Below are 23,948 nucleotides of genomic sequence, written 5' to 3'. Positions count from 1 at the left end.
TTATTGCCAAACTTAAGCTCAAAGGCAGAAGAACTGAAATTTTGGATTTTGGATTGGTTGATGACAAATCAAAAACTGTCAAAACTCTGCTGATTCATCCACTAGTCATTTAACATTAGTTGGATTCTTTCTCGATAAAATATAAACCTAAATCTCTCAGGTTTAGGGTGATAAAGTTGCAAAACTGCTGGAATGGCAAAATCTCGACGACTTGCTAAACTTGGTGCTTACCTACGTCCCCATTGGGTAGAGACAACATTAGGCATTCTTGCTTTGTTGTCTGTAAATGGTTTAGGCGTTTATATTCCTTGGCTAATTCGCGCCTGTGTTGATAAACTCTCGACTCAATTTAACTGGAATCAACTCATACATTATGTAGTCATCATTATTTTGTTGAGTACAGCAATGTGGCTCATCCGCATGGCATCGCGGATTTGGTTGTTTGGTGTAGGGCGACAGGTGGAATTTGACCTCAAACAACGAATTTTTGAACATTTATTGAAGTTAGAACCTGCTTATTTTTCGACTAATACAGCTGGTGATTTAATTAGTCGCGCTACTAGTGATGTCGAAAATATTCGGCGGCTTTTGGGTTTTGCCGTTTTAAGTTTGGCAAATACCGCATTTGCCTACATATTGACACTGCCAGTGATGCTGACAATTAGTGTAGACCTCACCCTCTATTCGTTGGCAGTATATCCTTTTATGTTCTTGTTAGTGCATTTGTTTAGCAATCGCCTCCGCAAACAACAAGCAACAGTACAAGAACAAATCTCGGATATGAGTGACCTGATTCAAGAGGATATTAGTGGTATTGCCCTCATTAAAATTTATGCTCAAGAAGAAAACGAGCGTCGCGCTTTTGCTAAGAAAAACCAGCAACTTTTAAAGGCAAACCTGCAATTGGCAAAAAGCCGCAATATGTTGTTTCCCCTAATTGGTGGTTTGGCTAATATTAGTTCCTTAATTATTATTTGGATAGGAACAAACCGCATTGCTGGTGGAAATTTAGCAGTTGGCGACTTTTTAGCATTACTAATTTATGTAGAAAGATTGGTGTTTCCGACAACTTTGTTAGGCTTCACAATTACCACCTATCAACGGGGTGAAGTTAGTATAGATCGCCTCGAATCAATTTTTAGCGTCCAACCAAAAATTCAAGATACAGCCGAGACTGTAAATTTATCTCTGGCAGAAGTGAAAGGAGAAATTACCGCTAAGAATTTCAGCTTCACTTATCCTGATGCGGCTACACCAGCCTTAGATCATCTCAACTTTACTATTAGCCCAGGGGAAACAGTAGCAATTGTCGGAGCCATTGGTTCAGGGAAATCAACTTTGGCAAATGCTTTACCTCGGTTATTAGATATTGGCCCAGAACAACTATTTTTAGATGGGGTAGATATTACCAAAATAGCATTGGCAGATTTGCGGAGTGCGATCGCCTATGTACCTCAAGATAGTTTTCTCTTTAGCACCACCATCAAAAATAATATCCGTTACGGCGATCCGGCAAGAGAACAAGAATCTGTACAATCTGTAGCCAAAATAGCTCAAATTCACTCGGAAATTACTAATTTTCCCCAAAAATACGAAACTATCGTTGGCGAACGCGGTATAACACTTTCTGGCGGACAAAGGCAACGCACAGCTTTAGCTAGAGCCATGTTAGTTGATGCCCCAGTTTTAATTTTAGATGATGCTTTATCTAGCGTTGATAATCAAACAGCCACCAAAATTCTCAAAAATCTTTCTAGTGGTACTGACCGCAAAACAGTCATCTTTATTACCCATCAACTATCAGCAGCAGCCGCCGCAGACCGAATTTTAGTGATGGATAAAGGCAAAATTGTCCAAACTGGTAATCACATAGAACTAGTACAACAAGAAGGTCTTTATCGAACTTTGTGGAGTCAACATCAAGTAGAGGAATTATTGCATTAGTTGTACAGCAGGGAATGGGGAGTAGTTATTTATCCCCAACTCTTACACCCCTACACCCTCAAACCCTTACACCCATTCTTAACAAATTTGGTCATGCAAATAAGATAACTATCGCGTTAGTTTTTTTTGGTAATTGGGCAGTATAAGTTACCAAAAAATTCATTGGGTGTATTCTTATGCTTAAGGATAAGTTAGTGCATCGTCATATTGGTGCGATCGCTGCTTTAGTATTGATTAGCTGGCTGAGTTCATGGAGTGTATCACCTATTCATGAAATCTCCAACTCTTGGGACGGCTTGTTGTGGGGAATCGCTGATCCTGTACTCAGTTGGCATAAGTTCTTGAGTATGGCTGTAATTGGGTTACTTACAGCTGGAATTATCCGTGGTAATTGGATAGTTATCTTGTTTGTCGTTACATCAATTTTAGGAACAGTAACTCATCTGTGGCAAATTAATTTTCTGAGTACAGAAATTGCGATCGCTATTGCTAGTGTTATTTTTGGGTTAATGCTATTAATGCCAAATCGACCAAAGTTTTTAACACTACTGATTTTAACTGCGATCGCTGGTTTATCTCAGGGTTATGGTAGTATCGAATCAATCCTTGAGGCAGCAATTATACCCTCAATACTCTATATTTTAGGAACTTCTTTCACACAGTATGCAGTAGTGATGAGTTGCAGAAAAATTGGACAGAAAATTGATTTTTCTGGTATGACAAAAAGTATCAGCTTTATCAGCTTTATTATCTGCACTTTGAGTATTGTATTTTTGCAACTCTCGTTTAATTAGATATAGCAGCAAACAGAGAACAAGTATCCATGTTTGATGAATAGTTTTCGTCCTCACCGAATACTTCAACTGCTATAAATTTATTAGTAAAAATGAGTAAGTTTCAGATCCCCGACTTTTTCAAAAATCCGGGGATCTTGTTCTGAGATAATCATCTCAGTATCCTTTATTTCTCAATACAGTTCAGTTAAGGCAACAACTTAGACTGGTGTAGGTTGGGTGGAGGAACGGAACCCAACATTCACGCATACTCAATATCAGTATCCTTTATTTCTTCTTTTCTGTTCCCTGCCTAAGTAATTAATCATCAAACTGGATTCCTATATATGTACATATACTTAATCTTCATTAAGCAAAATATAATATATAAACTTTTTTAAACCTTGCTTAAAGTTTGCCAACTCCACCTTTGAGGAGAGCGATTAACTTGGTTAATATGTATAAAAAGTGCTAGAAAATTGGAAAATAGCTACTGATTAATTACATCGGCAAAAAATCTAAACTAAAAGTATCTGAGAAATTCTTGCTTTATCAGGGAAATACGCCCTTAAATAAATAAAGTACTAGGAATCACATTATCTAGTAAAGCTTGCAGAATGTACGTAGTGGTTTACAACTACGTATATCAGCATGAATGCCAAAAAATAAGAGACCAGGGACTATTATTTTGATGATGAGGTGGTAAAAAAAATGATTTCTGGCGGAATCGAAGTTAAAGTCAGTCGCTTAGAATCCATTGTCGAACAGATTGGGGAAGCAGTACTTAGTACCACAGAGACAATTGAACGCCTCGCCGACAGAGTAGATCATCTTAGCATACAAGTAGAAAATCAAGGAAAACAGTTACAACAGCAAGGCTGCCAGATTTTTGCATTATGTGATGCAGTGCAGAGCTTGGCCGAATCTCAAAATCATACTTTACAAAAACTTACCCAACTTACTCAAACCTTAGACAGGCTGACATCTTTAATTGAAGGGTCAGACAAAAGTGTTGGGAAAAAAAACTAAATTCTTGTTCATCCATTTTGGATGCGTGGATTTCTCAGGGCGAGTTTAGTAATATCCTCATTGATTCATGAAAAACTCCATAAACTCACCCCTACCCTAAGCCAAAATTGAAAATCTCAAATCTAAAATTCGCTCAGGGATGGGTGTAGGGGTATGGGATCTAGGTGAGGATATCTTCAAACTCTTAACTGAGTAACCGCAATATCACCGGAAAAACAAATATCTACATCGCTACCGGGAGTGCGATCGCGTTTACCATATTCCCCAGCATAGTATAATTCATTGCCGTCCACCCGATAATTAATGGGTAATGCTTTATTGCAAGGTTGACAAAATACCATCTTGGGTTCTGGTTCTCCTGGCTGGATATGGGGTAAATTCACATTCCAAAAATAGCCTGGTTCTAAAGGACGCTGAAGTAAATCATCCAACACCTGGGCTGTTAATTTAGCTGCGATTTCCCAGTCAAAATTTTGCTTGGCTTTGCGATAGTGAGAAATCGCAATTCCGGGTATACCATTCATAGCCGCTTCCCGCACAGCCGCCACAGTTCCCGAAATGTAAGCATCTACACCTAAATTGCCACCAGCATTAATGCCTGACAAGACGAATTTGATATCTTGGCTAATTTGTGATATTGCAATTCTCACACAATCAGCAGGAGTGCCGGCGATCGCATATTCTTTCTCCGAACGCTTGTCAAGCGTAATCGGGCGAGTTGTCGTGACTTGATGACCACAACCAGATTGATGGTCTCGAGGCGCAGCAATAATAAAATTTTGGCCTTGGACAGCTTGGATTAAGGCTTTAATCCCAGGTGCATCAATACCATCGTCGTTAGTTAAGATGATAGTCATAAAAATAAAAGGAATAGGGAATAGGGAACAGGGTTGGGGGAACAATTGATTTTGTGTTCCCTACTTTAATCAGTTTTTATGTATACTCATCCTACCTTGGGGCAGCAATTTACGATGGTAGAGTCGAATTTAAGAGAAGTATGAGGTTTACAATATTAAGAAAAACTCGACTGTAAAGTAACTCCTAAAAGCCGTGAATCAAAACGGGGCAAAGCCACAAAGCAGCGAAACCACATACTACTCCCTGCTAGGACTGCATCCCTCAGCATCGGTAATTGATATCCGTCGTGCTTACAGGGAATTAAGCAAACGCTACCATCCTGACACTACAGATTTACCTGCTGCCCTTGCTACTACTAAATTTCAGCAGATAAACGAAGCTTACGCCACCCTGAGCAATCCCGAACGACGATTTAGCTATGACTTAAAAATAGGCTATTCCCGCTTTGGCGTAATTCAAGCACCTGCCGACTTGAATCGCCCTGCGCGTTATGCTTATGATTACTCAAAATCAGCTTATTTAGATGCCAGCGATCGGCCACTATCTTCCGGCGAACTTTTTGCTTTATTTATTTTGGGGCTAACCTTTGTCGGATGTTTATTACTGGCGATTGTTGTGGGACTTGCTCGTGGTGAAGCAGCTTTTCAAACTCGACTAACCCAACCAACACCTAAAGTCGAAAAGCAAATTTCCTATTTGTCACCATTAAATCATCCTGACGCAAGTCAAAATTTCCAATGTTTAACATTCCAATAAACGCTTTTCTATCTCCAATCCAAAATTCCTATGGCTTTTCTTCCCGCAGATACACCTTTATATAATCATCCTCTGCCACAAATCGAACAATGGTTAAAAGACCAAGGCTGTCAACAAGATGAAACACAACGTCATTGTTGGCGTGTGCATAAATCAGATTGGCAAGCTGAACTCTGGTTGGATATAGAACAAATAGTAGTTAGATATCTCGAAGCCGGAGAAAATGGTCAAGACATTCAACGCTCATTTAAATATTCCCTCAGCCGGGAAGATATCGAACAAGCTGTATTTTCTGGCCCCTAATAAAGTATGAAGTGTGTAGACGCGCAGCAGCTTGCCGCAGGCTAGTATGAAGTATGAAAAAAGACTGAAGTATGAATTATGAAAATTGTAGACCCTGCGGGTCTTACCGCAGACTAGGTTAAAAACCAAAGGATGAGATTTATATTTCATTTCACACTTCATACTAGCCTGCGGCAAGCTGCTGCGCGTCTACACACTTCATACTTCACACTTCATACTTCATACTTCATACTTCATACTTCATCAAACTTTCCCAAATCTTCGATCACGTTGCTGATATGCACACAAGGCCCGGTGAAATTCAGCCCTGTCAAAATCTGGCCACAGAGTTTCCGTAATATAGATTTCTCCGTAAGCCATTTGCCAAAGCAAGAAATTAGAAAGGCGCATTTCGCCACTAGTGCGGATTAATAAATCAGGGTCATCAATTCCTGCGGTGTACAGATGACTTTCAAATACAGCTTCATCAATTTCCTCTGGCTTGAGGATACCTTGCTCAACTTTTTGAGCGATCGCCCGACACGCTTGTAAAATTTCTTGTCGTCCGCCATAATTAGTTGCTACAGAAAACTTAATACTACGGTTATTTTTTGTAGCTTCCATTGAACGAGTAATTTCTTCTTGTAGCGACCTTGGTAAAGCCTGCAAATTACCAACAAACTGAATTTGCACATTTTCCTCGACCATTTCTCGTAGTTCCTGACGTAAAACTACTTGAAACAAAGTCATCAAAAAATCGACTTCTTCTTGGGGTCTTTTCCAATTTTCCGTGGAAAACGCATAAGCAGTCAGCGCTTGAATTCCCCAGTCCTTGCAACAACGTAGCAAATCTTTTAAAGCATCTACACCGCGCTTATGTCCCATAATGCGCGGTAAACCCTGACGTTTTGCCCATCGACCATTGCCATCCATAATCACTGCAACGTGTTTGGGTAGTAATTCTCGTTTTAAATCAGGGGGTAAATATTGCAGTTCAGTGTGTTGTACAGTCATTTTTTATCTCGTGAAGCGGTCGATGGTAATCCGAGTAAACGTGAAGTCAGTACTAGTGCCTTACTACCAATCTGACGCACCCAACTTAATAATCCAGGAGCTACAGCTTCCCGATCTACTGTTGGAGATAATCGAGCCTCTAACGACTCCTTCAATTTTCTAATTGTCAGTGGTCTATTTAGGGTTCCCCGTTCCGCTAAGGAAATAGAACCTGTTTCTTCTGATACAACGACACAAATACAATTTTCAACTCGCTCAGTAATCCCCATCGCTGCCCGATGGCGTGTACCCAACTGGCGCGAGGCTGTGCGTCCCGAAAGTGGTAAAATTATACCCGATGACGCAATCCGTGAGCCACGAATTAAAGTCGCACCATCGTGTAACAAAGTTTTCGGCTGAAAAATTGTTTGTATCAGTTCTTTTGAAACATCAGCATTCAGCTTGACTCCCGGCACAGAGAAATCTCGCTCGTCAATTGGGCCAGTGGTCTCCAAAATTAGCAAAGCCCCGATTCGGTTTTTTGAAAGTTCTTTAACCGCTTCCACAATTTCATCAATCACACTATCAGATTTAGGGATTGTTAAACTGGATGGTTGAAATAATTGGCGTAATTCGCCACGTCCTAATTGTTCTAAAAATCGGCGAAATTCTGATTGCAAAGCCACAGCCATTGCCACAGCACACCCAATCACCAATTTTTCTAATACAAAATTTAGCAATGGTAGACCTAATCTACCACTGAGTGCTGATGCCAGCATTAAAATAATAAATCCACGCACCATCCATAATGTCCGGCGCTCACTAATAATAACTAGTATCATGTACGTCAGCGCCAGCACTAATACAATATCCAGAGTCCCAAGTAGCAAGGACTGTGACCATCCTAGGTTTGTCAGCCAATGCTTTGACCAATCTCTCATGACATCTGGAATGAAAGTGTGAAGTGTGAAGTGTGAAGTATGAAGTGTGAAGTATGAAGTGTGAAGTGTGAAGTATGAAGTATAAATTTCGTCCTTGAGTTTTTCACCTAGCCTGCGGCAATCCCTTGCGGGTCTACGGCCTTGCAGTTTTCATACTTCATACTTCATACTTTTTCAGGCTTCAAACTAGCCTGCGGCAAGCCCTTTGGGTGAAGCAGTGAGGGAGTCGGGGAACCCGCCCAACGCACTGCTGAACCGCTGCGCGTCTCACACTTCAGACTTTTTCAGACTTCTTAAGTCTTTCTGGGAGGCAATCTTGCCGAATCAAGTCTTGATAAGTTTCGCGTTGCAAAATTAAGTTTGCTTCGCCATTGGCAACTACAACTGCGGCGGGTCGGGGTAAGCGGTTGTAGTTAGAAGCCATACTGTAATTGTAAGCACCAGTCGCCATAACCACGAGAATATCTCCTGGTTCTGTTTTTGGCAGTTGAGCGTTCTTAATTAGGATATCTCCTGATTCACAATGTTTACCAGCAACTGTGACTGTTTCGCTCACAGGAGCAGACATTTTATTGGCCACTACAGCCCGATAAACTGACTGGTAAGTAATTGGACGGGGATTATCAGACATTCCACCATCAACAGATACGTAGGTACGAATTTCTGGTACTACTTTGGTTGCGCCAATAGTATAGGCAGTAATGCAAGATGTGGCAATCAGCGATCGCCCTGGTTCACATAATAGCTTTGGTAAAGGTAAATTTTCGGCGGCACAAGTTTCTTGAATCCCTGCACTAATTACTTTTACCCAATCTTCAATACTTGGGGGATCATCAGATTCTGTATAACGAATACCTAATCCACCACCAATATTGAGTTCGGTTAAATTTAAACCATACTTAGCCGTATCCCGGAACCACTGCACCATCACAGCCGCTAAATCTTGATGGGGTTGCAGTTCAAAAATTTGCGAACCAATATGGGCGTGCAAGCCTATACAGTTCAAGGAAGTTTGCTGGCTGACAAAGGTAAATACTTCGTCTAAGTCGTTGGGATCAAAGCCAAACTTACTATCTAAGTGTCCGGTGCGGATGTATTCGTGGGTGTGGCATTCAATCCCCGGAGTTAACCGCAGCATGATCCGAACTGACTGGGTATTCTGAGTCAATTCCACCAAATTGTGTAATTCTTGCCAGTTATCCACAACAATCGTTACACCCGATTCAATTGCCAAAACTAGCTCTGCGTGGGATTTATTATTGCCGTGGAGGTAAATTTTCTCCGGACTAACGCCAGCAGTTAAAGCTGTGTAGAGTTCACCGCCAGAAACCACATCAATTCCTAAACCTTCCGAGGCGGCGATCGCACAAACAGCTAGACAATTCCACGCTTTGGAGGCATACAATACTTGAGACTCACCTTGATAATATTGCCCAAAAGCATCTCGGTACTGCCGACAAGCCGCACGGAGAGTTTCTTCATCTAAAATATATAAAGGTGAGCCAAACTGCTGAACTAGGGTTGTGACATCACACCCACCAATTTCCAGGCAGTCATGACTGTTAACTTTGGCCGTTAAAGGTAAAAGTTCCTGGTTAGGCGAAATAGTTTCGTTTAAGTTGAGCTTTTGAGGCAAATACTGACTGCCAGTATGTTGAACCTCAGTGGGGTGCGTCGATACCATAACTATATAGATTGTCCTTGTTCAAATTACGGGCACGAAGAAGTATCCCGATTTTCAGTTTACCAACACAGTGCTGAGTGCTGATAGCGGTAGCGGGGCGTTTAGCCCGTGCTGAGGAGCCAGTGCGTTGGGCGGCTCCGCCGACTTGAAGCAACTGGCGTTGCTAAGTAAAGTAAAAAGTCCGAGAAAACTTTCGCACGCCGCCAATCAACCACTACATCTAGGTAGTTTTAACTCAGCACTCAGCACTTTCAACTCAGCACTTTGATAGATGTGATTTCATCAGACTTAAAATTGCGATCGCTCACAACAGATGACCTGAGCCTGATACTAGAACTAGATCGAGCTTGTTTTGGCGGACTTTGGACAATGGAAGGCTACCAACGAGAGTTGGACAGTCCTAACAGTGAGTTAATTGGGTTATTTTCGCCATTAACCAACATTAAACTTTTGGGTATGGGCTGCTTTTGGTCGATTGTAGACGAAGCCCACATTACAATTTTGGCGATTCATCCCCAATATCACCGTCAAGGTTTGGGACAAGCGTTATTGTACGCTCTTTTGAAGACAGCGTGCGATCGCGGTTTAGAACGTGCCACCCTCGAAGTTAGAGCTTCTAACGTTGCCGCTATATCCTTATATCAGAAATTTGGCTTTAAAACTGCGGGACGCAGGCGGGGTTATTACAAAGATAACGGTGAAGATGCTTTGATTCTTTGGCTCTCCGAGTTACAGTACCCCCAGTTTCAAAAAACCATAGACAACTGGGAAAGCATTATTAGCCAGCAATTAAGCAAATTTTCTTGGCAGCTCAAGCATAACTTGTAATAGTGGAATATTGACCATTAACTAATCACCATTGACAACCGAGAAAACATCAACTGTGAAAGGTTTTCACATATTAAAATATTTAATCAAAATTTATTTTTTGTTTAAAATAAAAAATAAAGTTGTAAAAAGCTTGACTAAAAAAGATTTGATGTGCTAATAAGTAGTATTTGTGACTGGCAAAATAAATTTACAATCCCAGCAAACTAAATATTAAAAGTCTAGGCTCAAAAGCTCGCAAATTAAAGCTCCTCCACACAGTAGCCTGAGAAAACCGCATCAATAATTCACAACTCAACTGCTCAAATTGAGTAGTCTCTCTGGTAGGTCTATTATCTCTGATACAGACACCCAAAACCTTAGCCTGTGCTAAAATCAGCGTACCGGCACGACGCAGGTGATGGGAAAAATGCCATGTTTGAACGCTTCACAGAAAAAGCCATTAAGGTAATCATGCTGGCCCAAGAAGAGGCCCGCCGTTTAGGTCACAACTTTGTGGGAACCGAGCAGATCCTCTTGGGTCTAATCGGGGAAGGCACAGGAGTTGCGGCCAAGGTGCTGAAATCAATGGGTGTCAATCTCAAAGATGCCCGTATTGAAGTAGAAAAAATCATAGGCCGGGGTTCAGGCTTTGTGGCCGTGGAAATTCCGTTTACACCACGGGCAAAGCGGGTTCTGGAACTATCCCTAGAAGAAGCGCGCCAATTAGGGCATAACTACATTGGCACCGAGCATCTGCTGTTGGGCCTGATCCGGGAAGGGGAAGGTGTAGCAGCCAGGGTGCTAGAAAACCTTGGGGTGGATCTATCTAAGGTAAGAACCCAAGTCATCCGAATGCTGGGAGAAACAGCAGAGGTTTCGGCGACCGGGCAATCGGGACGCACTAAGACTCCTACCTTGGATGAATTCGGCTCGAACCTAACCCAGATGGCGACGGACAATAAACTTGATCCAGTCGTAGGACGCGCGAAAGAAATTGAACGCGTAATTCAAATCTTGGGTCGCCGGACAAAAAATAACCCAGTGCTGATTGGTGAACCAGGGGTTGGTAAAACCGCGATCGCTGAAGGTTTGGCGAGCCGCATTGCCAACAAAGATGTCCCCGACATCCTGGAAGACAAGCGCGTAGTCACGCTAGACATCGGTTTGCTGGTAGCAGGAACCAAATACCGGGGTGAATTTGAAGAACGCCTGAAGAAAATCATGGATGAAATTCGTCAGGCGGGGAACGTGATTCTCGTAATTGACGAGGTACACACCCTGATTGGTGCAGGTGCAGCCGAAGGTGCGATCGACGCAGCAAATATCCTCAAACCAGCTTTGGCAAGAGGTGAATTGCAGTGTATCGGTGCTACCACCCTCGACGAATACCGCAAACACATCGAGCGCGATGCAGCCTTAGAACGCCGCTTCCAGCCAGTCATGGTAGGTGAGCCGTCAGTTGATGAAACTATAGAAATATTGCATGGACTACGCGATCGCTACGAGCAACATCACAAGTTGAAAATTTCTGATGAAGCTTTAATTGCAGCAGCGAAATTGTCTGACCGTTATATCAGCGATCGCTACTTGCCAGATAAAGCCATCGACTTGATTGATGAAGCAGGTTCGCGCGTGCGGTTAATCAACTCCCAACTGCCCCCCGCAGCCAAAGAGTTAGATAAAGAACTGCGCCAAATCTTAAAAGAAAAAGATGATGCCGTGCGTTCCCAAGACTTTGATAGAGCCGGGGAACTGCGCGATCGGGAAATGGAAATCAAAGCCGAAATTCGCGCGATCGCTCAAAGCAAAACCAACGGTGCAAGTGGTGACGGTGTAGAACCCGTTGTTACCGAAGAAGACATTGCTCACATCGTCGCTTCCTGGACAGGTGTACCAGTAAACAAGCTCACCGAGTCTGAATCCGAAAAGCTGCTGCACATGGAAGACACCTTGCATCAGCGCCTCATCGGACAAGAAGACGCAGTGAAAGCAGTTTCACGGGCAATCCGTCGGGCGCGTGTCGGTTTGAAAAACCCCAACCGACCCATCGCCAGCTTTATCTTCTCCGGGCCGACTGGGGTAGGTAAAACTGAGTTGGCAAAATCCTTGGCTTCCTACTTCTTCGGTTCTGAAGAAGCAATGATCCGCCTGGATATGTCGGAATATATGGAACGCCACACCGTCAGCAAACTCATTGGTTCGCCTCCAGGTTACGTTGGTTATAACGAAGGCGGTCAATTAACCGAAGCTGTACGCCGTCGTCCTTATACCGTGGTGCTGTTCGACGAAATCGAAAAAGCCCACCCCGATGTCTTCAATATGCTGCTGCAAATTTTAGAAGACGGTCGGTTAACCGATGCTAAAGGTCGCACCGTTGACTTCAAGAACACCTTGCTGATTTTGACATCCAACATCGGTTCCAAGGTAATTGAAAAAGGCGCTTCCACCATCGGCTTTGAATTTAATGAAGATGCTGGTGAATCGCAGTATAACCGCATTAAAACTCTGGTTAACGAAGAACTCAAACAGTACTTCCGTCCAGAATTCCTCAACCGTTTGGATGAAATCATCGTCTTCCGTCAACTCAACCGCGAAGAAGTCACCCAAATCGCCGACATCATGCTCAAAGAAGTGTTTGGTCGCCTGACAGAAAAAGGTATCACCTTAGAAGTCACCGAACGCTTCAAAGACCGCCTTATCCAAGAAGGTTACAGCCCCAGCTACGGTGCAAGACCGTTACGTCGGGCAATTATGCGCTTGCTAGAAGATAGCCTTGCCGAAGAAATTCTCTCTGGTCGCATCAAAGATGGCGATGTCGCCTTAGTTGATGTTGATGAAAACGGCAATGTGCAAGTTAGCGCTCAACAGCGCCGGGAGTTGTTACCTCAAGGAATTGAGTCATAATTAAAGTTTGGGATTTTATTCTCAAATAAAAATTAGAAAACGGTAGAAGATGAATTTCTCTACCGTTTTTTGTTTTTATTACACCTTTTGAAAGGACGGAATGATGGTAAACCATGAAATATATACAGCACTTTGCGCGACTAACTGGTACAGTAGCAGCAGTGAGAAAAATAGTTTTGCAGTTGCTGACTGGAGCATAAAAGTACTCCAATAGATAAGAGTTGTTCAACGGCAAATTTACTGTGTGGAGAAAACTTTCTGATAAATGCCTTGAGTTGCCACCATAAATGTTCGATGGGATTAAATTCTGGGGAATAAGGTGATAAGTAAACGACTCTGGCACCGACGGATTCTATCATCTCCTTGATGCCTTTGATTTTGTGTGCCCTCAAATTATCCATCACCACTACTGCGCCTGGCCATAATTGAGGCAAGAGTTCTTCTTGAATAAATAGTTTGAAGTCATCACCTGTCATAGATTTGCCCAATGTCTTCATTGCCAGGATGGACTTGTGGCTGATTGCTCCGACGACAGTTACCCGACTTCCCCGATAAAATGGCTTGACATCATACACCCTGCTTCCTTTTTTACTTCTGCCCACTCCCCTCATCAGCCCTAGCAATATTCCCATTTCATCCAGGAATACCAAATCATCGACAAATACATCCCGGATCATTTCCCAGTACTCTAAGCGTTTATTTTGCGTCGTTTCTCTCTGACCTTGGCTGCTCCTGAGTGTTTTTTTTAACCGTCAGTTGTTGTTTTTGAAGGAATCTGCACATTGCACTCTCACTCAGTCTGACTCCTGTCTTTTCTTCCCAATACTCACAATATTCGGCTAGGGTATAATCTGGATATTCCGCCACCATTTCCTCTATCTGGTGTTCATAACCAGATAGTTGGCTTGGTTTTCCCCCCTTTGCTGGTTTTGGCTGTAACGTTCCTTCTTCCCGTTTTCGCTTTACCAGTTCTTGCACTGTATTTTTACTTACCTTAAATCTTGCTGCTACTTTCCTCATTGATGTATTTCCTGCTTCGTAAACACTAATTATTTTCTCTCTTAAATCTATCGAGTATGGTTTCATCTTATTTTTAACTTATCTTCTCAAATATTGTACCTAACTGTTACGCAAAGTGCTGTAATTGGGAACGGATATGATATTCTCGTCGATAGAGGAATTGAGAATTATAGAGTGGTAAAGCTTGAAATAATAGTAGTAACTATCAAATTGGAGTTGGTATGAGTACAAATAGTAATCTCATTTCAGGTGAAACTTTTACTTTTCAAGATAAGCTAAATATTTCTATAGTCTCTCTGTCAGATGATGAAATTAATGAAAAGTATAAAAAGGGAGAAATTAGAATTGTAACGGAACAAGCTCGTTACCCACTTGATAGTATACCGACGATGCTTCAGACTAATAAATATATTTTAGACCCTGAATATCAGCGAAGAAAAAGATGGGATAAGGTTAGAAAATCACGTTTAATAGAATCGTTTGTTATGAATGTGCCAATTCCGCCTATCTTTCTTTATGAAATAGATTATTCTATTTACGAAGTAATGGATGGACAGCAAAGATTAACTGCTATTTATGATTTTTATACAGGAAAATTTAATTTAGAAGGATTACAGTATTGGCAAGAACTGAATGGAAGAAATTATCAAAATTTGCCAGAGCAAATCAGAAAAGGTATAGATAGGAGATATTTATCGTCCATCATTTTATTACAGGAAACAGCTAAAAGCAAAGAAGAAGCTGAAAATCTCAAACAAATTGTTTTTGAAAGATTAAATAGTGGAGGAGAAAAACTAACTCCACAAGAAATAAGGAATGCTTTATACAACGGAAAATTCAATCAAGTGTGTATCAGATTAGCTCAAAATGATTATTTTCGTAAAATGTGGCAATTACCTTTAGAAAGTGAGAGAGAAGAAGAATTACTTAAAAGTGAAGCATATAAAAAAATGGAAGATGTAGAATTAGTTTTACGCTTTTTTGCTTACCGGCATATATATAATTTAAAATCTCCTGTAGAGAAATTTTTAGATGAATATTTAAAACAAGCAAATAATTATCCTGATGAAACAATAACTAACCTCGAAAATCTTTTTAATGAAACTATTGATTTGATTTATTCTATATTTACAGATTCAGCTTTTTTCTTACCAGAAAATGAAAAACGTAGATATACATTACCTGCAAAAATTATTTATGATTCGATGATGCAGGCATTCGCTAATAATGTAAGTTACAAGAAAATCTTCATCAAGAACAAAACTGCTATCAAGCAGAACTTGTTTTTAAGAAGAGAATCACTATATATTAAAGAAAAAGATAATAGGCCACTTTTTGATGCTAGATACATTGGTAGAAAAGATGTAGAAGCACGGATTGAGTATATTCATAACTTTCTACAAGGCTATATTAAATGAAACTTTGCAGAACTTTATGAATATAGAATCATTGGAAAGCTTCAAAAGAGAAGTTAATCAAATTAAAGAATATTTAAAACATATTCAATATGTCAATGATGTAGCTACTTCTACTGTTTTAGAAACTGATAACGAGCAGCTTAAACAATTACTAAATACACTGAATGAACACTACAGAGGTTTTAGAACAGATAAAAGGATATTTGAATACAAAGCTACTATTATTTCAATTTATGGACTGTTAGAAAAATATGTAGAAATATGGATTAAAGAATATCTTCAATCTCTATCTAGCTTAGTACCTGAATATAGCCTACTAGATGAAAAGATTAGAGATAATCATTTTGAACTTTCCTTAAAATTGATCAATATTATTACAAGTAGGGAAAGTGCTAAATATCAGCATCTTACAAAAGAGGAAGTTTTAAAGAAATTGAATGGGTGTATAGTAAATACTAATAAATATCAGATTAATACAGAAGCATTTATTCTTTTATCCGGCAATTTAAAACATAATAAAATCGTAGAGCTATTCAATAAGTTTAACTTAGATTTAAACAATGAATTATTAAAAAATGAAGAACTGAACAATGAAATTGGCTTAAAGCAAAATACTATTTCTAGAATAGACAAAGATATTTTATATAATAAAATAAATGACTTGGTTGAAAGGAGAAATCAAATTGCTCACGGTTCAGAAGAAGTAGATGCGATATTAAGCACATCTGAGCTAGAACCATATATTCAATTTTTGGAAAAGTATTGTCAAGCTATTTTTGAAATATTAGTTGAACAAATTATCAAACAAGAAGCAATATATAAATTTCAGAAAATAGAGAATGTAATTCAAGTTTTAAATAGTAGAATATTGGCATTTGAAATTGAAAAATATAAGATAAGAATTGGAGATATGTTAATTGTTGAAACTAAAGAAAAAAGATTTTATAAAATACCTATTCAAACAATTCAATTAGATAAACAACCATATACAGAAATTGCGGTTTCAGAAAGAAAAAAGATAGCTATAAGTGTAAATTTCAAATTAAAAGAAAATCAAACATTTTACGTAGTAAAGCTATAATTAAATTACTTAAATAAGCAATATGTCATAATAACTACTTATACTGTTAATTGAAAATTTTATTTTGCTCACTAAAGACAACCTAATACAGCACTTTCGAGGTAAATGAGGTACATTGATTATTGGTGCATCAAAACTGAAAATGAAAGCATACTCAATCGATTTACGAGAAAAAATAGTAAATACTTACGAAAAGGGTGGCACTTCCATCAGAAAGGTTGCTGTGCAATTTGGTGTAGCAAAAAGCTATGTGCAAAAGCTCATCAAGCTTCAGAGAGTGCAAGGACATCTAGAACCCAAAAAGCAAGGTGGAGCTATGAAGGGTAGGCTAGATGAGTTCGGTAGCGAATTAGCCACAATGACTCAAATTTACCCAGATGCAACTTTAGGAGAATATTGCGAATATTTTGGGGAAAAATACAATGTTTGGGTGTGTGCAAGTGTGATGTGTTGTGCATTGCAAAAACAAAAATTAACGCGAAAAAAAAGTGAAAGTGCAGCCAAGGGAAAACAGAAAGAGTCCAAAAACTGAGAATAGAGTATTGGGATAAAGTCAAGCAAGTAGACCCAGAAGACCTTGTATTTATAGATGAAATGGGTGTTTTACTTGGCTTAACTAGGACTCATGCTCGCAGCGAGCGCGGCACTAGAGCGTATGATTTTAAACCATATTACCGAGGAGCAAAAATAAGTGTAATTGGAGGAATCAGCTTAAAAAAAGTTTTAGCTGTCATGACTTTAAATGGCTCAATGGACGGAAATGCTTATAAAGTTTTTGTAGAACATCTTTTACTTCCGCAATTATGGGTTGGTGCAGTCGTTGTCATGGATAATCTACCAGCACATAAAGTCGACGAGATTAAGCCTTTGATTGAAAGTGTGGGAGCAAGTGTTCTTTATCTATCTCCTTATTCTCCTGAATTCAATCCAATTGAACATTGGTGGTCACAATTAAAAGCTTTTCTGAAACAATTTTCTCCCAAGAGTGCATCTGTCGTTGATGGTTTAATTAAAATTGCACTGAAACTAGTTGATCCAAAGCATCTAAAAAATTGGTTTACTAATTGCTGCTACTGTACCTCATCAACCTCAAATATGCTGTAGATAAAATATGAACCAATTGAAGGTAGCTTGTTAGCTAATGAATTATGCTAACTGGAGCGATGAGTTATGCAGCACTAGAGGCGATACCTACGGTAAGCTAAGCTAACACAATCAAATACTTGATATCATCAATTGTAAAAAGCTATTCAAAAACCTCAAACATGACTGAATTACTACAGCTTGCTATTGCAGAAATTGAAAAATTACCAGCAGAAGAACAAAATGCGATCGCTACCCGTCTTCTAAGTCCAGTGTAATAAGGTTGAAACAATTCTTGATTATGGCTGCTTTGTGCGTAATCAAAACACACATTTATAAGCAGGAAGTGGTTCAAAAGCTCCTCGTTCATCTAATGCTTGAATTATCGCACCCGCAGATGTTACCCTCATAAGCGATCGCAATATTTGTAATCTAGTTCCACTGTGGGTTTGTGTATCTAATTCTTCTAGGATGTTGATTTTTTGCGATCGCGTCAAATCTCCTTTTACTCTTTCAATTGCTGCTACAATACTTTGCGGCCCCATTTGCACCATAAATAAAAACTGTGTCAACACATCCAAGATGATTACTTGACTCTCTGATGAAACTAAAATTTGGTTAAATAATGTAGTTCCTGTACCATGATGACGCGATTCTGCATCTAAAAAACCAGAGAAAATTTCTGACAAAATTGGATAATTACATCCTTTTGCCAAACGGCGATAATGACTTAAACCCCATCCTTCTAATACAACCTGAAGCACAAATAACAATACTGTTTTGTCTGCACTTTCAACTACTTCTGCTAATAAATGCAAAAATGGGTCGTTACTATTAGTTGATTCAAGTTCTGGTAAAAAATTAATAATTTGACTGAGATGGGTAGCTTCATCCGCAGTAAACAACCCATAAAGCATTCGCTCTTCAACTGTTTCTGCTAACAATACCATTTTTGCCATATAGCCAACGCCTGCTTTTTCAATGAAATAAGATTCTTCTAATAAGCTGCGATTGTTAATTCTAAGTATGGCAGATTGTTCTGCTAAACTTGCTTGTTGAAAAATTTTGACTTTATGCAGATTAAAAAATTCAGCATCCCAATAATCTAATTGTTGTGAAGATTTATCACTTTTATTTGGTAATGCTGCTTTAAGTATGCGCTGCAATCTGTCATCAGGATTTAGATGTGGTAAGTCGATTCCAGCAATTTTATATGGTAAATCAATGTTTTTCATGTTCAAATAATGCAGGTGAAATAGAGGAATCAACTGCTTCCCAAGTTTTCCAAGTTAAAGCTTTCTGACGATTAACGTGCTGGATAAATTGCAAAATAGATTGGTCTGCTTTCGTGGGAGTCTTCAAATCAAACTGAATTGTTTGAAATACTTGCGTATCGCCTTTAGCGAAGTAATTACCAACCTGTTGTGTTAACCAAAGCAAAGCACGATTAATACCCCATCCCCAACACCCAGGACGTTTGCGAGTTATTAGAATAGTTTGTCCTTCGGTTTTGCCATCTTCGGTCATTCGCAACGCAAACATGATGTAGAAGTGGAGGAAGTCTGGCCCTAGTGTGACAGTTCCCGTACTGCCATACCAATAGCACATACTATAGGTAACTTCATTGCGATAAAGAGGGCGAATTAGACGGATTAACCCAGAATCATCGCCGCCTCTAGTTGTGTTGCTGAATGCGATCGCATTTGCATTCAAATCTTGGCAATCAAATACAATCTCTAAAGGCAGATTATGTACTGTGTTGAAATGATGAGCGTCAATGGCATTAATTAGCAATACATTGGGATGGCAGTTTTTTACAAACCGAGTCCCCAACATATAATCGCAGTCTACCTCTTCCAGTTCCGGGGCGAAGGGTAATGAACTAGGGCTTTCTTCTCCCACCCAAACCCAAATCATGCCGTATTTTTCTGCTGTCTGCCAAGTCTTGATGCACACAGGTAAAGGCTTTCCTTGGGAAGGAACATCTATACAAATTCCGCGCTGGTCATATTTCCAGTTATGAAAAAAGCAGCGAATACCATCACCCTCTACCTTACCCTCTGCCAAATGTGCGCCCATGTGAGGACAATAAGCATCCACCGTGACTACTTGGCCACTCACACCTCGATAAATTGCCAGGTTTCTTCCTAATAGTGTGACAGCTTTCACCTTCCCAACTTTTAATTCTTGAGATGGCAAAGCCCAGTACCATCCTTCTATAAATTGTGTCGGATTGTTAAAGTTTGCATGTAGGCTGGTAGAGTGCATAAAAGTTAAATTAAAAGCGAATCTTGGTCAAATTTTAACAACGATTCTGACTGCCACATTCTTTGACCAGCGCGAGTCAAATTGTCATAACTAATTTCGGTTAAACAAACTAATTCATCACCTAGCCGATAACCAGGATTTCTTTCCTCGAAAAACTTGATATGGGGATTAGTTTGCCGTCCTGTTGGGATTTCAATTAACCCTTCTCGAAGTATTTGGGGTTGTTGAAAGCGCACAATACCAGTTGCTTCTTGATAAGAATCACCATAGTATTCTTTTGCCAAACTTCCCATAAGATTCGCTATCTCAACAGGCGTGGCTGCATCGTAACGGGGATAAAATTCTTGCCAAAAGGTAGGGAGAAAACGATAGGTGCGAAAACCAGAACAAATTAGCAGCCAATATAATTTATTTTCGGCATAATATTCACGCAAAAAATTAACTGCGCCAATCCAACTACGCGGTAGTGTTGTACTTGACCAAGCACTCGGATCGACAATTGTATCGCCAGAATAGACTACATTAATTTGCTCTCCAGCAAAGGTTGTTTGGCGTAACATCAGAGTTGAAAAACCTTTGAGAGTATTGGTAATTTCATCTCTGAGTAATAATGCCCAGTTTTTGCACTCTAAATCAGCTTGAAATACATCCCAGGTGACACCTTTAAAATGGTTATTTAATAGTGTATACATAGCGATGCGATCGCTTGGTTGCAGCTTTTGAACAGGAACCAGCCAACTTTTCATTATTCAGAATATGCCTATACTCGTTTGGAGGAAGTCTCAAGTTAACACTCTAACGAGCAAAATGGTAGAATTACTGAGTAATGTGACAGATTCCCGAATGGTTGTTTACACTACTTATTATTAATATTTTAAGCTCTTCATTTATCTAACGTGTTAATCTAAAATTCTTTGACCATTGAGATGCTTCTAGCTGGTTAACATACGTCATATAATGAACTAAAGGCTCATCAATACTTAATAGCAACTTTGGATTAAAGCGAATATTATCGTAAATCTTGCCGTCTTCATCTCTGAGCATATAGTAAGCCAAGCGAGTACATAAGAGCAAAAACTGACTAATAAAATTACCTATTATACCTTCGCGTTTTTGGGTTACATAAATTGGTTGAATGCGCGTTCTTCCAGAACCAATTGGAGTATAAGCATATATCATGTGTAATGGAGGAAAAAGTCGCACATTTTTCATCATTGTTAACAAGCCAATGCAGCCATCAGCATAGCGCATCGAATATTCATAAGTTGAACCGAGAAATTTTTGACCTAAGCGTTCTCTAAAAGTTGTTTGCGGAAATTTACCTCGCATCGTAAAGTCAATTTGTGTACCGAACTCATTATGATGTAGGGATAAATCCATTTTGATATCTAAATGATGAATTGTTTTTAAATGTTGAGCATCAATTCCATTCATCATACAAATATGATGATGGCAACTTCTTTCAAATGCTTTATCAGCTTGTGCAACAATTTCTTCCCCTTTTAACTCATCAAAATCAGCCACACCTTCTGGTGCTACCGCATCAGGATACACCCAAATAAAACCATACTTTTCTGCTGTTGCATAAGCTTGTACTTTTGCTTTAGCAGGGATGTCTGTTTGACAGGGAATATTTTGACAAATTCCAGTTTCATCAAATGCCCAATGATGAAATGCACAACGCAACCAATTACCGTCAACATGGCCAATTCCTAAATCTGTACCCAAATGTGGACAGTAAGCATCTAAAGCCCGTACTTGCCCATCTTCACCACGAAATATAGTAATTTTTTGACCACAAATTTCTACTGATTGGGCTTTTTTTATAGGTAATTCATTACTAGGGCAGGCTATATACCAACCTTTAGCAATAATATTCCAGTTATTAAATATTTGCATTCTTATTTATTTGATAATTAGATAATATATCTTTTCTATAGCGAATATCTTCTTGATATTTACAGATGATAACTCTAAATAGCATTCTACCTAAACAAGAAGAAGCTCGCCAAGAAAATATCGCATCTTGTAAATCTATATGGCTACGCTCAAATAAAATATGTCCGGTTAAGCCAATTAACTGAGTTAATGGTAATCCCAAGAGTAACCAAAAATTTTGCAACTTCCAAGTATAAAACAGCAAGCCGTAAAAAAAGAATATTCCTAAAATATGTAGACCAATATTAACAGGATTCTGATGTTTAAGAACAAAAATATCCCAATAATCTGTAAAAGGATGTTCTAGAATTTGATTATTAATCCGATTTCTTGACTTTAGTTGGACATCATAATTTAGGTTATTCATAAGAGGATCTGAAAAAAATGCTGGTCAAGAATAAGACTTCGGTATTTATGGATATAGAACTCATATTTGATTTTTGAAATACACGTAGTAGGATGTGTTAGTGGCAGCGTAACACATCTACTGCAAAGCGTGTAATGCGTTACGGCTTAAGCCTAAAACCTACTACATATACTGAGTTTTTTCCCAAATAAAATCGGATTTATATAGATATATTAATAATTAAAATACAGCAAATTATTATACCGAAACTTGCAGATTTTAGAATTTATTTAGTCGGGTGGACGACCTGGAAGATCAATATATCGAGTTAACCACAAAGGCTCTTTATTTTTACGTTTAACATACGCAATGATTGTAAATTCACCCCAAAGATTTAACCACAATTCAAACTGATCTTTCTTGGCTTCTGTAGCAATAACCTGGTGCTTCCAGCTTTCATGTAGACGATAAACAACTTGTTCACATTCATTAAAATCAATCTCAGTATACGCTTCTAACCATACTCTAACTCGATAACTTCCTCGTTTATTTTCTGTTCTAGGAGTAATTACTTCAGACATATGAAGTAAATAGACTTCTTCCGCAATACCTGTTGAGTGTTGCTGGTAGTTCAAAACTTTTTCACTTTGATTCTCAGAAATACTAATTCCTTCTGTCCCCTCTGCTGTTGCACTGTTTACTTGTTGGTTAGCAACTGCGGAAGGCGCACCTAGCTTAAAAAATGTACCTGCCTCAATAGGAGAACCTTGTTGAACTCTATTTACAAATGCACTAAGTAATTCACCCAATTGCAAATTGAAGTTACGGTAGATAAAACGAATCAGAATAGACCAAAAGATAATCCAGGCTAGGGTTTGGAAAAGAGGAACCCATCCAGAATCAAACCTTTCTCTTGTTACAGCACTAGGGGGAGGTGAAGATTGAGGCGATTGAGCAATATAGAAATCTTGATAGTTTTTCATAATTTTTTAAGTAAAGATACTTTAGTCTTGTTAGTATCGTACTAATAACCCTAAAGCTGTAACTTCACCAATAGTTTAAGCGGAAGTTTTACTAAGGCAATCAATTGTAGAAAAATATTAATTGCTTGTCTTAGGATTTAAGTGATCGCTGCATCAATTAAACTTCTTCCTGAAATGGAGACAAAACCTTTCCCAATTTTTCACGTCCCAAGCGATCGCTCACTTGTTACAGTTGTTAGTACAGTTCTCAGCAACTCATCTTCACGGCTCATACGCATCACTGCGATGGGCGATCGCTATAATAAATACCTGCATCAAGTCATCGTCTATTGAGTAAATCACCCTGTAGTCACCGATTCGGTAGCGATAGTACCCCGCATAATCTCCCTTGAGGGCTTTGATGTTGGGGTGAAACTGGGGAGTTTGTTCTAGCTGCTGCAAACATCTGGCAATTTTCTTCGCTAGGACTTTGTCAGCATTAATATAAACTTCTTGAGCATCGGGGTGCAGAAGAACTTCATACATCAGAGCGAAGAGTTCTCCAGTTTGTGTAATCGGTTTTAGGAGTTGCTGATGAGTGCTTAATTCGCTCTAACAATCCAGGAATCGCCAAAAGTTCTCTAGTTGCAGCTTCGCTTTCAGCATTTGCTAAGTAAGCCGCAAAATCAACAAGTACCTGTAATCGCTCTGGGGATAGTTGCTTCAGTAATTCATTAACCTGGTTTTGCAACTGGGTCACAGATACCAAATCTGCTGGCGACTTATCTTCTATTGGGGAGTTATCTGTAGTATTCATCCCTGCTTTGCAACTTCTAATTTTAATGTTTATTGTAAGGC

General features: G+C 39.4%; 26 protein-coding genes. 11 read left to right on the top strand and 15 right to left on the bottom strand.

The window, feature by feature from the left end:
• Positions 1 to 192 precede the first annotated feature (192 nt).
• The 3 genes from H6G69_RS15240 to H6G69_RS15230 all read left to right on the top strand — a co-directional run bounded on the left by H6G69_RS15240 (position 193) and on the right by H6G69_RS15230 (position 3,746).
• The gene (locus H6G69_RS15240) at positions 193 to 1,944 is read left to right on the top strand and encodes an ABC transporter ATP-binding protein (RefSeq protein WP_190688376.1); all 1,752 of its coding nucleotides are present in this window, start codon (positions 193 to 195) and stop codon (positions 1,942 to 1,944) included.
• A gap of 176 nt (positions 1,945 to 2,120) precedes the next feature.
• Positions 2,121 to 2,738 (top strand): HupE/UreJ family protein, encoded by a 618-nt coding sequence (locus H6G69_RS15235; protein WP_190688373.1) that lies wholly within the window; start codon positions 2,121 to 2,123, stop codon positions 2,736 to 2,738.
• Between the two features lie 690 nt (positions 2,739 to 3,428).
• On the top strand, positions 3,429 to 3,746 hold the full coding sequence (locus tag H6G69_RS15230) for a hypothetical protein (RefSeq protein ID WP_190688371.1): 318 nt from the start codon (positions 3,429 to 3,431) through the stop codon (positions 3,744 to 3,746).
• A 176-nt stretch (positions 3,747 to 3,922) separates the two neighbouring features.
• Here the strand turns inward: H6G69_RS15230 and surE are convergent, their stop codons facing one another.
• Positions 3,923 to 4,603 carry a 5'/3'-nucleotidase SurE gene (surE, locus tag H6G69_RS15225; protein ID WP_190688368.1) on the bottom strand — a complete coding sequence of 227 codons (681 nt, stop codon included), beginning with the start codon at positions 4,601 to 4,603 and terminating at the stop codon, positions 3,923 to 3,925.
• Between the two features lie 193 nt (positions 4,604 to 4,796).
• On the opposite strand from surE, the gene H6G69_RS15220 reads away from it, so the two are divergent.
• Both H6G69_RS15220 and H6G69_RS15215 read left to right on the top strand, forming a co-directional pair.
• Entirely contained in the window at positions 4,797 to 5,360 is a 564-nt protein-coding gene (locus H6G69_RS15220; RefSeq protein ID WP_190688365.1) for a J domain-containing protein, read from the top strand.
• A 30-nt stretch (positions 5,361 to 5,390) separates the two neighbouring features.
• Entirely contained in the window at positions 5,391 to 5,663 is a 273-nt protein-coding gene (locus H6G69_RS15215; protein WP_190688362.1) for a DUF3143 domain-containing protein, read from the top strand.
• A 243-nt stretch (positions 5,664 to 5,906) separates the two neighbouring features.
• On the opposite strand, the gene H6G69_RS15210 is transcribed toward H6G69_RS15215, so the two are convergent.
• The 4 genes from H6G69_RS15210 to H6G69_RS33655 form a co-directional block, all read right to left on the bottom strand.
• Positions 5,907 to 6,656 carry an isoprenyl transferase gene (locus tag H6G69_RS15210; protein WP_190688359.1) on the bottom strand — a complete coding sequence of 250 codons (750 nt, stop codon included), beginning with the start codon at positions 6,654 to 6,656 and terminating at the stop codon, positions 5,907 to 5,909.
• Positions 6,653 to 7,576 (bottom strand): diadenylate cyclase CdaA, encoded by a 924-nt coding sequence (gene cdaA / locus H6G69_RS15205; protein ID WP_190688356.1) that lies wholly within the window; start codon positions 7,574 to 7,576, stop codon positions 6,653 to 6,655. The genes H6G69_RS15210 and cdaA overlap by 4 nt, the downstream gene beginning before the upstream one ends.
• A gap of 274 nt (positions 7,577 to 7,850) precedes the next feature.
• Entirely contained in the window at positions 7,851 to 9,260 is a 1,410-nt protein-coding gene (lysA, locus tag H6G69_RS15200; RefSeq protein WP_190688353.1) for a diaminopimelate decarboxylase, read from the bottom strand.
• Positions 9,238 to 9,414 (bottom strand): hypothetical protein, encoded by a 177-nt coding sequence (locus H6G69_RS33655; RefSeq protein ID WP_206757645.1) that lies wholly within the window; start codon positions 9,412 to 9,414, stop codon positions 9,238 to 9,240. The genes lysA and H6G69_RS33655 overlap by 23 nt, the downstream gene beginning before the upstream one ends.
• Positions 9,415 to 9,533: 119 nt before the next feature.
• Between H6G69_RS33655 and rimI the strand changes: the two genes are divergently transcribed.
• Both rimI and H6G69_RS15190 read left to right on the top strand, forming a co-directional pair.
• Positions 9,534 to 10,088: a ribosomal protein S18-alanine N-acetyltransferase gene (gene rimI, locus H6G69_RS15195; protein ID WP_190688621.1), complete on the top strand. Its 555-nt coding sequence runs from the start codon at positions 9,534 to 9,536 to the stop codon at positions 10,086 to 10,088.
• A 414-nt stretch (positions 10,089 to 10,502) separates the two neighbouring features.
• A complete protein-coding gene (locus H6G69_RS15190) occupies positions 10,503 to 12,974 on the top strand; it encodes an ATP-dependent Clp protease ATP-binding subunit (protein WP_190688350.1) in 2,472 nt (823 codons plus the stop codon).
• Between the two features lie 140 nt (positions 12,975 to 13,114).
• Here H6G69_RS15190 and H6G69_RS15185 read toward each other — a convergent pair whose 3' ends face one another.
• On the bottom strand, positions 13,115 to 13,651 hold the full coding sequence (locus H6G69_RS15185) for a transposase (protein WP_190688348.1): 537 nt from the start codon (positions 13,649 to 13,651) through the stop codon (positions 13,115 to 13,117).
• 19 nt (positions 13,652 to 13,670) lie between these two features.
• Positions 13,671 to 14,060 carry an IS630 transposase-related protein gene (locus H6G69_RS15180; protein WP_190688346.1) on the bottom strand — a complete coding sequence of 130 codons (390 nt, stop codon included), beginning with the start codon at positions 14,058 to 14,060 and terminating at the stop codon, positions 13,671 to 13,673.
• A 155-nt stretch (positions 14,061 to 14,215) separates the two neighbouring features.
• Here H6G69_RS15180 and H6G69_RS15175 point away from each other — a divergent pair, with 155 nt between their 5' ends.
• From H6G69_RS15175 to H6G69_RS15160, 4 genes are all read left to right on the top strand, one after another.
• Positions 14,216 to 15,412, top strand: a complete 1,197-nt coding sequence (locus H6G69_RS15175) for a DUF262 domain-containing protein (RefSeq protein WP_190688344.1) — start codon at positions 14,216 to 14,218, stop codon at positions 15,410 to 15,412.
• Between the two features lie 16 nt (positions 15,413 to 15,428).
• On the top strand, positions 15,429 to 16,493 hold the full coding sequence (locus tag H6G69_RS15170) for an MAE_28990/MAE_18760 family HEPN-like nuclease (RefSeq protein ID WP_190688343.1): 1,065 nt from the start codon (positions 15,429 to 15,431) through the stop codon (positions 16,491 to 16,493).
• Between the two features lie 142 nt (positions 16,494 to 16,635).
• A complete protein-coding gene (locus H6G69_RS15165; RefSeq protein ID WP_190688341.1) occupies positions 16,636 to 17,025 on the top strand; it encodes an IS630 transposase-related protein in 390 nt (129 codons plus the stop codon).
• On the top strand, positions 17,022 to 17,597 hold the full coding sequence (locus H6G69_RS15160; RefSeq protein WP_190688619.1) for a transposase: 576 nt from the start codon (positions 17,022 to 17,024) through the stop codon (positions 17,595 to 17,597). The genes H6G69_RS15165 and H6G69_RS15160 overlap by 4 nt, the downstream gene beginning before the upstream one ends.
• Positions 17,598 to 17,896: 299 nt before the next feature.
• Here the strand turns inward: H6G69_RS15160 and H6G69_RS15155 are convergent, their stop codons facing one another.
• The 8 genes from H6G69_RS15155 to H6G69_RS15120 form a co-directional block, all read right to left on the bottom strand.
• Positions 17,897 to 18,811, bottom strand: coding sequence for a ferritin-like domain-containing protein (locus H6G69_RS15155; protein WP_190688339.1), 915 nt, complete (start codon positions 18,809 to 18,811; stop codon positions 17,897 to 17,899).
• A complete protein-coding gene (locus tag H6G69_RS15150; protein WP_190688337.1) occupies positions 18,798 to 19,844 on the bottom strand; it encodes an aromatic ring-hydroxylating dioxygenase subunit alpha in 1,047 nt (348 codons plus the stop codon). The genes H6G69_RS15155 and H6G69_RS15150 overlap by 14 nt, the downstream gene beginning before the upstream one ends.
• 5 nt (positions 19,845 to 19,849) lie before the next feature.
• Positions 19,850 to 20,590: a hypothetical protein gene (locus tag H6G69_RS15145; protein ID WP_190688335.1), complete on the bottom strand. Its 741-nt coding sequence runs from the start codon at positions 20,588 to 20,590 to the stop codon at positions 19,850 to 19,852.
• 145 nt (positions 20,591 to 20,735) lie between these two features.
• Positions 20,736 to 21,743 (bottom strand): aromatic ring-hydroxylating dioxygenase subunit alpha, encoded by a 1,008-nt coding sequence (locus tag H6G69_RS15140; protein ID WP_190688333.1) that lies wholly within the window; start codon positions 21,741 to 21,743, stop codon positions 20,736 to 20,738.
• Positions 21,730 to 22,149, bottom strand: a complete 420-nt coding sequence (locus H6G69_RS15135) for an Mpo1-like protein (RefSeq protein ID WP_190688331.1) — start codon at positions 22,147 to 22,149, stop codon at positions 21,730 to 21,732. Before H6G69_RS15135 ends, H6G69_RS15140 begins: the two co-directional genes overlap by 14 nt.
• Before the next feature lie 269 nt (positions 22,150 to 22,418).
• A complete protein-coding gene (locus H6G69_RS15130) occupies positions 22,419 to 23,111 on the bottom strand; it encodes a pYEATS domain-containing protein (protein ID WP_190688329.1) in 693 nt (230 codons plus the stop codon).
• Positions 23,112 to 23,372: 261 nt separating this feature from the next.
• Positions 23,373 to 23,636 carry a type II toxin-antitoxin system RelE/ParE family toxin gene (locus H6G69_RS15125; protein WP_190688327.1) on the bottom strand — a complete coding sequence of 88 codons (264 nt, stop codon included), beginning with the start codon at positions 23,634 to 23,636 and terminating at the stop codon, positions 23,373 to 23,375.
• Positions 23,629 to 23,907: a hypothetical protein gene (locus H6G69_RS15120; protein WP_190688325.1), complete on the bottom strand. Its 279-nt coding sequence runs from the start codon at positions 23,905 to 23,907 to the stop codon at positions 23,629 to 23,631. Before H6G69_RS15120 ends, H6G69_RS15125 begins: the two co-directional genes overlap by 8 nt.
• Between the last annotated feature and the right edge of the window lie 41 nt (positions 23,908 to 23,948).

It is taken from the genome of Nostoc sp. FACHB-110 (assembly GCF_014697425.1).
In the GTDB taxonomy this organism is placed as follows: Bacteria; Cyanobacteriota; Cyanobacteriia; order Cyanobacteriales; family Nostocaceae; genus Nostoc_B.
The sequence above is the reverse complement of the archived record's forward strand: the minus strand, read 5'-3'. Positions and strand labels throughout refer to the sequence as shown.